We start from the raw sequence: 12239 nt of genomic DNA on the forward strand, positions 1-12239 counted from the left end.
ATTTTCTATTCACCGTTCTGGTTCGAATTTGGGAGCTATGTGAACGAGGCAGGAGAAACGGTCAATGGCGACCAGCGGATTTTCTTTGAACAAATGAAAGACGGGGTGCCGTTTACTGCCGGAACTTTCATGACTGGGAAATTCCCGTTCATGATGTTTGGTCTTCCAGCTGCGGCGCTTGCTATTTACCACTGTGCCCGTCCGGAAAATAAAAAGATGGTTGCAGGTATTATGGGTTCAGCGGCATTAACGTCATTTCTGACAGGTATTACTGAGCCGCTTGAGTTCAGCTTTTTGTTTGTAGCGCCACTTTTGTTTGCGATTCATGCGATTTTTGCTGGATTTTCCTTTATGATCATGCAGCTGCTGGATGTCAAAATTGGCATGACCTTCTCCGGAGGGGTTATCGACTTTCTGCTCTTTGGCATCGTACCAAACCGCACAGAATGGTGGCTCGTTATTCCGGTTGGACTATGCTTTGCGTTAATTTATTACTTCGGCTTCCGATTTGCGATTCTAAAATTCAACCTGATGACTCCAGGGCGCGAAGCTGCCACAGAAGGCGCCGCTGGAATGTCTGGTTCAGCTTCTGACGATGAACTGCCAAGAGAAATCATCGCCGCATTTGGGGGCCAGGAGAACTTAAAACATTTGGATGCCTGCATTACAAGGCTCCGGATCACCGTCAATGAAAAAGATAAAGTGAATAAAGATCAGCTCAAAGCCCTCGGAGCTTCCGGCGTAATGGAAGTTGGCAATAACGTTCAGGCCATTTTTGGTCCGAAATCAGATGCAATTAAGTCTCAGATGCAGGACGTTATTGCAGGAAAAACGCCTGAACCGATAGCAGAAAAAGAAACAGCGGCTACAGCAATGGCTACTGCTTCTGCTGAAGATATCCAGGCCATGTCGATTACAAGCCCAGCCGCCGGACGGTTGATTCGAATCGATCAAGTGGAGGATGAAGTGTTCTCGGGAAAAATGATGGGGGATGGATTTGCAATTGTGCCGGAAGAAGGCACCTTCCATGCGCCTGCCGACGGCACTATTACTACTGTGTTCCCAACAAAACACGCTGTAGGGATGCAGACGGATGAAGGCACAGAGATTCTCATTCATATAGGTCTGGACACGGTTAATATGAAAGGGGAAGGCTTCGAGGTCTATGTCGCAGAAAATGATAAAGTAAAGCAAGGGGATATACTTGTTAAAGCTGACCTTGAGAAAATTCGTCAGGAAGCAGCTTCCACAACGACACCAATAGTGTTCACCAATCTGGATAAAGAATATACTGTCAGCGTAGAGAGTGGAAAAGCGGTCCGGGCGGAGGAAGACGGTATTGTTACAATTAAATAACGGTCTGAAATGCTTAATATAGGGAAAAAAGGGTAAAGAATACTAGTGATCATTTTTTCAGCAATCCATGGTTGTAATCAGTGGAGGAGGGTCTGAACATGGCACTTGTAGTTCCATATATTAATGCATCAGCCGTTAATTATGCCAACCGCCAACAGCCGCCGGCAAAGCCGGGCGTACACCGCGTTCAGCGGGTGCAGCCGGTAGAGCCGAAACGATATTCGAGTGAGCAGCAGGAAGCATATAAAGCACTCGAAAAGAGGCATGAGCGTATTTTAAAAGAAGAAAATAAGAAAGGTCGGCGCATTCATACGCTTGCCTGAGGGAGCTGCCGTCCGGCAGTTCTCTTTTTATTGCGAAAAAGGAGGGAAAGTAGTTGAAACAGGCGAAATCAGTGGGCACGTGCGAGCTTTGCGGAAGAGAAGAAGTCGAGCGCACGGTACACCACCTGGTGCCAAAGGATGAAGGAGGAACGCACGGTGCAACTGCCTGGCTGTGCAAAGCCTGTCACCGCCAGATACATGCTTTGTACAGCAATAAAGAGCTGGCCGTAAGACTGAACACGATCGAACAGCTGCGGGCCGATGAAAAAATTTGGCGGTTTATTAAATGGATACGAAAGCAGCGGGGAGAAAAAAGGGTGAAGGTACGACGGTCAAAAACGAAAAAAGGGTGAGCATCTCTGCTCACCAGCTAAGTGACTTTTTCATTTCGACATGGGGAATGCCGGCATCCATAAACTCTCCGGACGTGACTTCGTAGCCAAGGGATTGATAGAAGCCGGAAGCATATTTTTGTGCATTGAGCTTCATGACGGACTTTTCCATCTCCAGTGCTTTATATTCCATGGCCTGCATGAGCAGACGGCCGCTTCCGGTCCCGCGGAAGGAGGAATAAATACATACACGTTCCGCTTTAGCATACTCCTCTTCAAACCGGAGCCGCGATGCTCCAATTGCCTGGTCGCCGTCATATACGACGAAATGGACGGCCTCTTCTTCAAATTCATCAATTTCTTCTTCCTCGGGCACGTTCTGTTCCTCGACAAAAACGTCGAAACGGATCCGGAAGGCATCTTCAAGCTGCTGCCTGTTACTGACTTCATACACTTCAATCATAAAACGCAGTCCTTTCTCAATCTAGTTCAATATCAAACATATAAGCAAGCGAATGAATCACGTCCTGCTCCCACACCTTCCATAAATGCCCGCCCTCGAGCTCTTTATAATGATAGTGGGACGCCTTGGCCGAAAGGTACTCATACAGATCACGATTTGGTTTTAGAAAATCTTCGACCGTACCGGCCGTCGTATCTACTTCCTGCTCTTCTGTACCAATAGTGTGGTACATCGTAAAGGAAGGCCAGTCCTCCGAGTTTTTCAGTGCGCTATATACTGTGTCGTTAACAAGCGGTGAATGCATCGCGACCCGCTGAAAAATGTTAGGATAACTAAGAGCAGCCATTAAAGACACCGTGCCGCCGAGTGAATCGCCAAGCAGTGTTCTTGCCTGAGGCGAGGGTTCCGCGTGATACTCTTTTTCCATAAATGGAAGGAGTTCTGAGGCCATAAATTGAAGGTAATCAGTGTGGCCGTCCTCATCGGGATGGTACCAGTTTCTGCGCTGGCGCACAGAAGGATAGGGGACGCCTACGATTACGGTGTCGGGAGCACCTTCCTCCATCGCCTGCTCTGCGTAGCGGACTAAATGGCCGAGCCGGAAGTAATCCTTGCCGTCCTGGGCAATAATTAAATGATATGTAGACATAGGAGTGAATCCATCCGGGGTGTAGATACGTAAATCAAAAGAGTGATCCAATATTTCACTGTGAAATGTGACATCCTGCTGGGTACCGTCCATGACGTTTCACAATCCTTTCATAGGGAAATAGTATTAGTGAAGTCCCTTATTGTTGCAATAGCTATTGTAACATAATTTTGAGGGCTTTTATGTATTCCGGATTGCACTCGACAAAGGAGGCAGCAATATGACTAAAGAAAAAGTATCAAGTGAAAAAGTAGAAAAAGCAGCAAGGGATATGCTCGAGGAGCGCGGAGTTTCCCTTCAGGACATTGCAGATATCGTATATAATATGCAGGCAAAATATGCTCCTAATCTGACGATGGATGACTGCCTGGAAAGCGTGGATGCTGTATTGTATAAAAGGGAAATTCAGCATGCTATCCTGGTGGGCGTGGAAATCGACAAGCTGGCTGAAAATAACCAGCTGTCCGAGCCGCTGCAGTCGCTGGTTGATACAGATGAAGGCTTATTTGGGATTGACGAGACAGTGGCGCTTGGTTCGGTATTTGGGTTCGGGAGTATAGCCGTTACTACATTTGGATATTTGGATAAAGCCAAAGACGGCATCATTAACGAACTGGACACAAGCGAAGACAAAGTGCACACCTTTTTAGATGATCTGGTCGCAAGCATTGCATCGAGTGCTTCTGCTCGTCTTGCCCACCGGATGCGTGACAAGGAAGAAGAGCGCACGAGCAGGCAGATTAAACACCGGGAAGATGAAGAACTGATCGGCTGAAAGAAATCGTGAGTACCCCCGCAGTTTTTTGGCTGCGGGGTTTTTGTGCGGATAATCATTGTGCTTAACAAATAAAGCAATTGGGAGTACAATTATGAAGAGAAAAAGCAATCTTAAATATACAATAAAGGAGTAGAAATTCTAGTGCAAGAAACCAAACCACGCTGGATATACTGGAAAAAGACCTTCCACTCAAAGTTTCAGGCCGGCTGCCTCAAAGCAAAGCTGGAAGAAAACTGGCACAACGGATATGAACTGGGACCGCTCGTAGAAATAAGAAAACTGCGCTCCAATAAATACGTGGTGCGATATACGTACGATGAAGCTTAAAGCTTACACATACAGCTTTATAAAAAATAGATTGAATAAGAAAAGATAAGAGCCGTTCTATGTCCCGGACATAAAACGGCTCTTAGTTATGGTGAGCTATTCGGTGCTCTCCTTCCATCCTTGTTCAAACAGCATTTTGCCCGGCCAGGTGTAGGCCATCAGCCCACCATCAGCTAAAATAGTTTCCCCGGTAACAAAAGAACTGTCGTCCGAGGCAAGAAAAAGAGCTACCGTGGCCATTTCCCTTGGGTCTCCAAGGCGTCCCATCGGAGTCACCCATTTTTGGGCCTCGCGGAACTGCTGGCCGCTTTCTTCCTCCCGGCTTCCGGCAAGATCATCAATCAACGGAGTTTCAATGGTACCGGGAGCCAGGGCATTCGCCCTGATTTTATTACGCCCGTAATCAATTGCCATTGCTTTTGTCATATTTGTGATACCGCCCTTGGCCGCGTTATAGCCGGAACGGTCCAGGTCGGCAGCGAGTCCGGACATGGAAGAGACATTAATTATAGAACCGCCTTTTTCAAGCATTAACGGTATCATATATTTGCTCACTAAAAAGGTTCCTCGCAAATCAACACTCATAATCTGGTCGAACAATTCGACCGGATATTCATGAAGCTTGCCTCCCTCCTGATCAATACCGGCGTTGTTGAACAAAATATCGATTGTCCCGTAGGTGTTTTTCATATGTTCTGCAAACTCCTGAACGCTTGATTCGCTTGAAACGTCAAGCTTAACAGAAGCGGCTTTGCCGTTATTATTATTGATGGAAGAGACAGTCTCATGCAAATCGCTTTCATTCACATCAGCGCAAACGACTTCTGCTCCTTCTTCTGCAAACACTGCTGCAGTGGCTTTTCCAATCCCGTTAGCTGCACCAGTTATAACTGCTGTTTTTCCATTTAATTTTTCCATAGGTACTTCTCCTTTCTAAAATAGCAAGTATCAGCCTGATACCAATACCTGTTCCTGTCTCTTTGTAAACATTTGTAAACGAATGCATGAGATTATTTTATATATTTGCATCAAATAAAAAACGGCGGCATAATTTTAAGGAGAGTATAAAAACCGTTAGAACGCAGAAAAGAGGAAGACTGATGAAACGTATTACTGTAGTCGGCGGGGGAATTACAGGACTTACTATTCTGTATTACCTGCAGAAATGGAAATTGGAAAGCAACAGTGACATTACATTGACCCTTGTAGAAAAAGAAGACAAAGCAGGCGGTAAAATACGGACCGTCCATCATGAAGATTTTATTATGGAGACGGGGGCTGATTCTGTTGTAGCCAGACACAGCGCGGTGCTCCCATTAGTTAAAGAGACGGAGCTTGAAGAAGAGATGGTGTATAACAGCACCGGAGTGTCTTATCTTTATGTAAAAGACCAGCTGTATCCGCTTCCGAAGGATGCCGTCTTTGGCATTCCATCGGGACCAGGGTCGCTTTTAAAAAGTCCGCTTATTTCCTGGAAAGGAAAGATTCAGGCACTTGGGGACTACGTGAAAAAGAATAAAAAATTCACGAAAGAAAGCTCGGTAGGGGAGTTCCTCGAATCCTTTCTAGGCCGTGAACTGGTGAAAAACCAAATTGCACCGGTTTTATCCGGCGTGTACTCGGGGGACATTTACTCACTTACCATGGCATCGACGCTGCCGTATTTAGTGGATTATAAAAATGAGTTTGGAAGCATCATGCGGGGAATTGCTAAAAACAAAAAAGCGTTCGGAGCGGGAGGAGGAAAAAAATTCATTTCCTTCCGAAATGGTTTGTCTTCACTGCCGGAGGCGCTGCTTTCAAAATTAACCGACACAGAGGTGCTGTTAGGACAGCAGGTGGAGCATATTAAGAAGAAGGATGAAGCGTATCAGGTGAAGCTCGACAGCGGAGAGAGCCTGGATGCAGATGCTGTAGTTATAGCTGCGCCGCACCGGACTGCAGCACATATACTGCAGGATGAAGAAATGACAAAGATATTTAACCAGTTCCAGACTTCGTCCCTTTTAAGCGTGTATGCTGGTTTTTCCCTGCCGCCGGACAGTCTGCCAAAGGACGGGACAGGGTTTATCGTTTCCGAAAACAGCGACCTTGAATGTAATGCATGCACTTGGAGCAACCGGAAATGGACCCATACTTCGAAAGGGGAAAATGTGCTGGTGCGTTTGTTTTACAAAAGCTCCAAGCCTGCGTATCAGCGAATGCAGGAAGGCGGAGAAGAACAGATAAAGCAGACAGCGCTAAATGACCTGAAAAAAAGTCTTCATATTGAACAGCAGCCGACAAGACTTGAAGTAACAGACTGGGAACAGCTGATGCCAAATTATCATATTGGGCATCAGTCAGCTGTCGAAGAACTTGAAAGGCTGCTGAAGGAGAAGTTTCCAGGCGTGTATGTAGCCGGTGCCTCGTATTACGGGGTTGGTATCGGGGCGTGCATTCAAAACGGGATAAATACTGCTGAAGCTCTGTACAAAGACATTTAAAGGCACGCCTCCTCCAGTAGGAAAAGGCGTGCTTCTTTACGTATCAACCGAATGCCTGCTTCGCAGGTACTCCTTCATAACTGTCTGCTGGCCGTCTACGATGGTTTCAGGCAGGGCTGAAGGATCCAAAAAAGCCACCGATGCTGACTCATTAGGGTCGGGCTGGATGGTGCCTTCCAAATGTTCAGCGGTATAGGCAATAATCACACAGTAAAAAGGGTCCCCGTTCGGTGCAATCACAAACGTGTCCTCACCGGAATAAACATTAAACAGGCGGAGCCCCCCGGCTATGAGACCGGTCTCTTCCAGGGTTTCACGCACGGCTGTTTCTTCGGCTGCTTCCCCGAGCTCCATTAAACCTCCGGGAAAGCTCCAGCTCCCCGGGGGGTTGGTTCTTTCCTGAAGTAAAATACGGCCTTCATCATTTTCTGCAATAACGAGAGCGCCAACAAGAATTACTGTTTCTTTTCCGACGAGCCGCCTTAAGTTTTCTACATATCCCACACGAAACTCCCTCCCCGTAGCGTTTTCTCTACCATATCATGAAAACATGAACAGGAGAAAAACAGTATCCATATTCATACGTAAAAATATGGTATGTTAAAGTAAAAGAATCAATAAACTCAAGATGTGAATAAATTTCGCCGTCATTGCAGGAAAAACGCCGTATAAACTGATTAAAAACCGGGAACAATAAATTAAAAGCAGGAAATCGAGAGCGAAGTTACAGGGGGACACTTGTATGTTTAAACGATTATTAATTGCAGTAGACGGTTCTGAACACTCGGCCCGTGCAGTGGAAAAAGCGATTGAAAGCATCGCGCCGGAGCTTTCCGAAGTTTATGTGGAGGTAGTTTATGCTACGACCTCCGCGCAGACGAAATCAAGCAGACTCAGCGAACACGAATTGTACATCCGGAAGCAGAATGAAGAAGAAATCCTGCAGCCGGCGGTCGAACGGCTGGGAGAAGAAGGAATAAGAACAGAAAAAGTGGTGCTCCACGGAGATCCGGCAGCGGCTATTAGTGAGTACGCGAACGAATATGAATTTGATTGTGTTGTCGTGGGAAGCAGGGGGCTGAACCCGCTGCAGAAAATGGTTATTGGCAGCGTAAGCAGAAAAATCGTGGAGCAGATCCGTCATCCTGTGCTTGTTGTAAAATAATTGTGTAATACTGACATAAAAGCTGCCATTTTTACAGGCGGCTTTTTTATTTGCGAAATTCTTTTCATGGTGTACGTTTGTCCATTACAAACAGGCACAGGAGTGGTAGAATGGTTTTCGTGCTGAATAAATATTATACATAGGAGTTTTCCACATGGCAGAACAGGAAGAAAAGTTAGAGAGAGCCGTAGGGGCAAAATCTATCGAAAATTTGGATTTCAGGCTTGGGGCTTTTGGAGCTGCAGTTCCATTGTTGTTTTTTGTTGTTTGGGCGATCACTACCAGTGTCCTTCAGCTGTCTTCTGAGATCGGACTGGTGCTGGGGGCAGTCATCGGACTGACCCTTGGCATGCTGTTTTGTAAAAGCCGGTGGGCAGACTACGCCCAGGGGCTGTTTGACGGGCTGGCCCAGCCTATCGGGGTAATCGCCATGGTAGCCTGGTTTTATGCAGGAATGTTTGCACAGGTGCTTCAGGTAGGCGGTTTGGTAGAAGGGCTTGTATGGACAGGGATAGCCACAGGCGTGACCGGCGGCCTGTTCACCGCTGTCACCTTTTTGCTTGCTGCAGTCTTTTCTACAGCAGTCGGCACCGGCTACGGCACGACTGTGGCGTTTTGTACACTGATGTTTCCGGCCGGCGTAGCTACAGGAGCAGATCCTGTGCTGCTGTTTGCTGCGATACTCGCTGGTGCAGTGTTTGGCGACAACCTTGCACCGGTTTCCGATACTACGATCGTTTCAGCGACAACGCAGAATGCAGATGTGCCGGGCGTGGTGCGAAGCAGGTTTAAGTACGCCATTGCAGCAGCCATACCAAGTGCCGTATTATTTGCGATATTTGGCGGGGGAGACGGCAGTGCTGCCTCCGGTGTTTCCACAGCAAGCGTGGTGGAAGACGTATCACCGGGTGGCCTGATTATGCTTCTGCCATTTTTACTCGTGCTTATATTGGCATTATCCGGCCAGCATTTAATCACTTCGTTAACGTGGGGAATTGTGTCTGCCATTCCGTTAATCGTAATTTCCGGTCTTGGTTCGTTTTCGGACATCATTCGTTTTAACCCTAAAGCAGATGCTGTAGTCGAAGGGGCGTTAATCGATGGTATCACCGGCTATGTGAACATGGCCATTTTGATTTTATTAATTGTGGCAGCAGCTTATTTGATGAGGCTCGGCGGAACTATGCAGGCGATTACCAACGGCCTGGTTCGCTGGATTAAAAATTCCGTACGCCGGGCAGAGCTTTCAATGTGGGGCATTGTAGCTCTGTTGAACAGTTCCATTACCATTAACACAGCTGCAGAAATTGCAGCGGCCCCGTTTGTCCGGGATATTGGGGAAAAGTATAGGATTCACCGTTACCGCCGGGCGAACCTGCTTGACGCAGTAACATCTGCGCTTGGCTACATTTTCCCGTGGGGAGCTCCGGTGCTTCTTGGCTGGTCTACGATCCAGACGATGCAGGAGCAGTATAACTGGCTGCCGGTGGTCGAGCCTACTGCAGTATTTCCATTCGTCTTCCAGGGGTGGTTTCTTGTCCTGATAATGCTGCTTGCAGCGATTACCGGATGGGGACGCCGCTACGAAGGAAAGAACGGGGAAGAACTCCGCGAACGTCCTTCGGAATAAACCAAAAGCGTGCTGCTTCGGCAGCGCGCTTTGTTTTGTTTACGGGAAATTTTTGAAAAACAGAGGCTGTTGTTATATTATCTGCGAAACAAGAATACCAGGATGAAAAAAATTAGTGAAAATACATGAAAAAAGTTTCTAATTTTAATCAGAATAACCAATGAACTCTGCCTTTGAATTCTCTAATATAAAACGTAAGAAATTCAAAAAAGGTGGAGAATAAATGAAAGATCGCACAGAAGAGATGGAAATGCAGCAGCCGCAGCCTGAGAAAAAACGCAGGTTTCAAATGCCTCATATTTACGTCATTTTATTCATTTTTACTGCTTTAGCAGCGATTGCCACCTACATAGTTCCTGCCGGGACATTTGAGGAAATCCCCGGACCGGAAGGAAGAACAACGATTGATCCGGATTCTTACCAGCAGATTGCTTCTGACCCAATAGGAATCGTTGATTTTATGCTTGCGGTGCCGAATGGTCTGGTGGCTGCAGCTGAAGTAGTATTTTTCACCTTCGTGATTGGCGGTATGTTTATGGTGCTTCGCCGCACCGGTATTATTGAAATCGCCGTGGATCGGTTAACGCGAAAATTTTCAAACAAAAGCCTTGCGGTAGTACCTGTATTGATGTTTGTTTTTGCGTTCATATGCAGCCTGATAGGCACCCAGGAGCTCAGTCTTGTATACGTGCCTGTTATTTTGCCGCTGATGATCGCCTTAAAGTACGACTCAGTGACCGCGGCGGCTATTGCACTGATCGCTACTACTGCAGGTTTTACCGCCGGTTTTCTGAATCCGATTAACACTGGGCTTGGCCAGCAGGTAGCAGACGTACCATTATACTCAGGGCTTGGGCTGCGTATCGCATTATTCCTGACACTGGCTGTTATCGGAATTCTTTGGGTGATCAGGTACGCAAGAAAAGTAAAACAGCGGCCGGAAATGAGCCTGACCTATGAAGAAGACGAAGAAAAACGATCATTATACCTGCATACGAATGATACAAAAACGTATACTTTTCATAAACGGCAGAAAATTGCTTCCGCATTTATTTTCATATTTTTTGGAATACTTGTTTACGGAGTACTTGCCCAGGGATGGTTCATGCTTGAAATGGCTGGATTGTTTATCATAATGGGCATCGTGGTCGGTATGATTGCAGGGCTGACGCCGACTCAGGTATGCGATGGTTTTAATGAAGGCTTTCGGGACGTGTTGGTTGGGGCAATGATTGTTGGTGTAGCAAGAGCGGTAGCCGTAGTGATGGAGGAAGGACAGATTATGGATACCATTGTCCATGGCCTGGGCACAGCAGTAAGTGGTATGCCAGTTGTACTCAGCGCTGTCGGAATGTTTGTCATTCAATTTTTATTTAACTTCCTTGTGCCATCAGGAAGCGGTCAGGCACTCGTAACAATGCCAATCATGGCTCCACTTTCGGACCTTCTTGGAGTGACACGGCAGACATCAGTACTTGCTTATCAGCTGGGGGACGGCTTAGGTAATATTATTTTTCCAACCTCCGGTTATTTCATGGCAACCCTCGCGCTTGCCGGCGTGCCCTGGCACAAATGGGTGAAATTTTATTTTCCCCTCCTTCTCATCTGGATGGGTATCGCAATAATCTTTTTAACAGGTGCCCAGCTGCTGCAGTGGAACGGCTGAGCGTGAGCAGTTTGCTTTGCATGGCTGCCGGATATGAGTACAATAGGTTCTGCATCAGCTTGAAGGATGTTTGAAAAGATGGGAGAGAGGAAAAGCATCTTTACATTCTTTCAGGCTAAATCAGAAAGTAATTGTGGAAAGGGTGACAATCGTCATGGCAAAAAACGTATTAATGGTTGTAACAAGTCATTCCAAAGTGAACAATGAAGCAAAAACAGGCATATGGCTTTCCGAATTCGCGGAAGCGTATATTGAATTTCAAAACAAAGGCTACAATGTAACTATCGCAAGTGTAGACGGCGGCAAGCCGCCGATTGATGAAGGAAGCGTGCAGCAGGAAACGCGCCAGGAAATCCTGGATGCAGAGAAATATCTCGAAGAAACAGTGAAGGTGGATACCGTTTCTGCTTCAGATTTTGATGCTATTTTTATTCCTGGCGGACACGGTGCGATGTTTGACCTGCCGGAAAGTCAAAAAGTCCAGGAACTGATCCGTGAATTTTATGAAGCGGACAAGTACGTGGCTTCCGTCTGCCACGGACCGGCGGCGCTAGTTAACGTTACTCTTTCAAACGGGGAGCCGCTTGTTTCCGGTAAGCGGGTGAACGCTTTTACGGACTCTGAGGAAGAAGATACCGGTCTTACAGCTCACATGCCGTTTCTGCTTGAAAGCCGTCTACGTGAGCTTGGAGCCGAATTCGTTACGGCACCAAACTGGAGTGAACACGTGGAATCCGATGGTTTCCTGATCACGGGACAAAACCCACAATCGACAGAAGCCGTAGCTAAAGAATTCGTTCAAAAATTAGGCAGCTAAGGCTGGCCAAAAAAACAGAGCCCCGGCCCTTCCAACCGCGTTGGAGGCCGGGGCATTTTTACAGAAAAGGGGCTGTCCCAAAATAGGACAGCCCCCTTTTCTGTGCGCAAATAAAGAAAGAAATCATCCTTCGATGATATGGTGAAGTCACGACACTTTCCATACGACAAGGATGATTTCTTATGTTTACCGATGATAACACACAGAGCTTCCCGATTCCAATGAGTTTGGAACCCATGATCCCCGA

General features: G+C 46.9%; 14 protein-coding genes. 10 read left to right on the forward strand and 4 right to left on the reverse strand.

The genetic code is table 11. The features are described from left to right. The 3 genes from G548_RS18570 to G548_RS0116415 all read left to right on the forward strand — a co-directional run. Window positions 1–1356 (forward strand): PTS sugar transporter subunit IIABC (locus G548_RS18570; protein WP_040881250.1); only part of this gene is annotated, 1356 nt, incomplete at its 5' end. A 98-nt stretch (window positions 1357–1454) separates the two neighbouring features. Continuing rightward, on the forward strand, window positions 1455–1679 hold the full coding sequence (locus G548_RS0116410; RefSeq protein WP_022795236.1) for a hypothetical protein: 225 nt from the start codon (window positions 1455–1457) through the stop codon (window positions 1677–1679). Between the two features lie 53 nt (window positions 1680–1732). Further along, window positions 1733–2032 carry an HNH endonuclease gene (locus G548_RS0116415; RefSeq protein ID WP_022795237.1) on the forward strand — a complete coding sequence of 100 codons (300 nt, stop codon included), beginning with the start codon at window positions 1733–1735 and terminating at the stop codon, window positions 2030–2032. Between the two features lie 10 nt (window positions 2033–2042). Here G548_RS0116415 and G548_RS0116420 read toward each other — a convergent pair whose 3' ends face one another. Both G548_RS0116420 and G548_RS0116425 read right to left on the reverse strand, forming a co-directional pair. After that, window positions 2043–2474 carry a GNAT family N-acetyltransferase gene (locus G548_RS0116420; protein WP_022795238.1) on the reverse strand — a complete coding sequence of 144 codons (432 nt, stop codon included), beginning with the start codon at window positions 2472–2474 and terminating at the stop codon, window positions 2043–2045. A 16-nt stretch (window positions 2475–2490) separates the two neighbouring features. Further along, window positions 2491–3216: an alpha/beta hydrolase gene (locus tag G548_RS0116425; protein WP_022795239.1), complete on the reverse strand. Its 726-nt coding sequence runs from the start codon at window positions 3214–3216 to the stop codon at window positions 2491–2493. 127 nt (window positions 3217–3343) lie between these two features. On the opposite strand from G548_RS0116425, the gene G548_RS0116430 reads away from it, so the two are divergent. Together G548_RS0116430 and G548_RS0116435 are read left to right on the forward strand one after the other, a co-directional pair. Further along, complete coding sequence (locus tag G548_RS0116430; RefSeq protein ID WP_022795240.1) at window positions 3344–3898, forward strand: phosphatidylglycerophosphatase A family protein; 555 nt, start codon at window positions 3344–3346, stop codon at window positions 3896–3898. 144 nt (window positions 3899–4042) lie between these two features. Then, on the forward strand, window positions 4043–4228 hold the full coding sequence (locus tag G548_RS0116435) for a hypothetical protein (RefSeq protein WP_022795241.1): 186 nt from the start codon (window positions 4043–4045) through the stop codon (window positions 4226–4228). A gap of 96 nt (window positions 4229–4324) precedes the next feature. Here G548_RS0116435 and G548_RS0116440 read toward each other — a convergent pair whose 3' ends face one another. Further along, window positions 4325–5146, reverse strand: a complete 822-nt coding sequence (locus G548_RS0116440) for an SDR family oxidoreductase (protein WP_022795242.1) — start codon at window positions 5144–5146, stop codon at window positions 4325–4327. A gap of 182 nt (window positions 5147–5328) precedes the next feature. Between G548_RS0116440 and hemG the strand changes: the two genes are divergently transcribed. Then, the gene (gene hemG, locus G548_RS0116445) at window positions 5329–6714 is read left to right on the forward strand and encodes a protoporphyrinogen oxidase (protein WP_022795243.1); all 1386 of its coding nucleotides are present in this window, start codon (window positions 5329–5331) and stop codon (window positions 6712–6714) included. Between the two features lie 36 nt (window positions 6715–6750). On the opposite strand, the gene G548_RS0116450 is transcribed toward hemG, so the two are convergent. After that, window positions 6751–7218, reverse strand: a complete 468-nt coding sequence (locus G548_RS0116450) for an NUDIX hydrolase (protein ID WP_022795244.1) — start codon at window positions 7216–7218, stop codon at window positions 6751–6753. 238 nt (window positions 7219–7456) lie between these two features. Here G548_RS0116450 and G548_RS0116455 point away from each other — a divergent pair, with 238 nt between their 5' ends. The 4 genes from G548_RS0116455 to G548_RS0116470 all read left to right on the forward strand — a co-directional run bounded on the left by G548_RS0116455 (window position 7457) and on the right by G548_RS0116470 (window position 11992). Next, on the forward strand, window positions 7457–7879 hold the full coding sequence (locus G548_RS0116455; RefSeq protein WP_022795245.1) for a universal stress protein: 423 nt from the start codon (window positions 7457–7459) through the stop codon (window positions 7877–7879). A gap of 154 nt (window positions 7880–8033) precedes the next feature. After that, window positions 8034–9509, forward strand: a complete 1476-nt coding sequence (locus tag G548_RS0116460) for a Na+/H+ antiporter NhaC family protein (protein ID WP_022795246.1) — start codon at window positions 8034–8036, stop codon at window positions 9507–9509. 223 nt (window positions 9510–9732) lie between these two features. Continuing rightward, window positions 9733–11175 carry a YfcC family protein gene (locus tag G548_RS0116465; protein WP_022795247.1) on the forward strand — a complete coding sequence of 481 codons (1443 nt, stop codon included), beginning with the start codon at window positions 9733–9735 and terminating at the stop codon, window positions 11173–11175. 154 nt (window positions 11176–11329) lie between these two features. After that, window positions 11330–11992 (forward strand): type 1 glutamine amidotransferase domain-containing protein, encoded by a 663-nt coding sequence (locus G548_RS0116470; RefSeq protein ID WP_022795248.1) that lies wholly within the window; start codon window positions 11330–11332, stop codon window positions 11990–11992. Window positions 11993–12239: the final 247 nt, after the last annotated feature.

The sequence above is a fragment of the Marinococcus halotolerans DSM 16375 genome, assembly GCF_000420725.1.
Lineage (GTDB): Bacteria > Bacillota > Bacilli > Bacillales > Marinococcaceae > Marinococcus > Marinococcus halotolerans.

Bases quoted from the DNA above. Each gene is read 5' to 3' on its own strand.
- G548_RS0116410 (WP_022795236.1), top strand. From the start codon at position 1,455: ATGGCACTTGTAGTTCCATATATTAATGCATCAGCCGTTAATTATGCC.
- G548_RS0116420 (WP_022795238.1), bottom strand. From the start codon at position 2,474: ATGATTGAAGTGTATGAAGTCAGTAACAGGCAGCAGCTTGAAGATGCC.
- G548_RS0116425 (WP_022795239.1), bottom strand. From the start codon at position 3,216: ATGGACGGTACCCAGCAGGATGTCACATTTCACAGTGAAATATTGGAT.
- G548_RS0116430 (WP_022795240.1), top strand. From the start codon at position 3,344: ATGACTAAAGAAAAAGTATCAAGTGAAAAAGTAGAAAAAGCAGCAAGG.
- G548_RS0116440 (WP_022795242.1), bottom strand. From the start codon at position 5,146: ATGGAAAAATTAAATGGAAAAACAGCAGTTATAACTGGTGCAGCTAAC.
- hemG (WP_022795243.1), top strand. From the start codon at position 5,329: ATGAAACGTATTACTGTAGTCGGCGGGGGAATTACAGGACTTACTATT.
- G548_RS0116455 (WP_022795245.1), top strand. From the start codon at position 7,457: ATGTTTAAACGATTATTAATTGCAGTAGACGGTTCTGAACACTCGGCC.
- G548_RS0116460 (WP_022795246.1), top strand. From the start codon at position 8,034: ATGGCAGAACAGGAAGAAAAGTTAGAGAGAGCCGTAGGGGCAAAATCT.
- G548_RS0116465 (WP_022795247.1), top strand. From the start codon at position 9,733: ATGAAAGATCGCACAGAAGAGATGGAAATGCAGCAGCCGCAGCCTGAG.
- G548_RS0116470 (WP_022795248.1), top strand. From the start codon at position 11,330: ATGGCAAAAAACGTATTAATGGTTGTAACAAGTCATTCCAAAGTGAAC.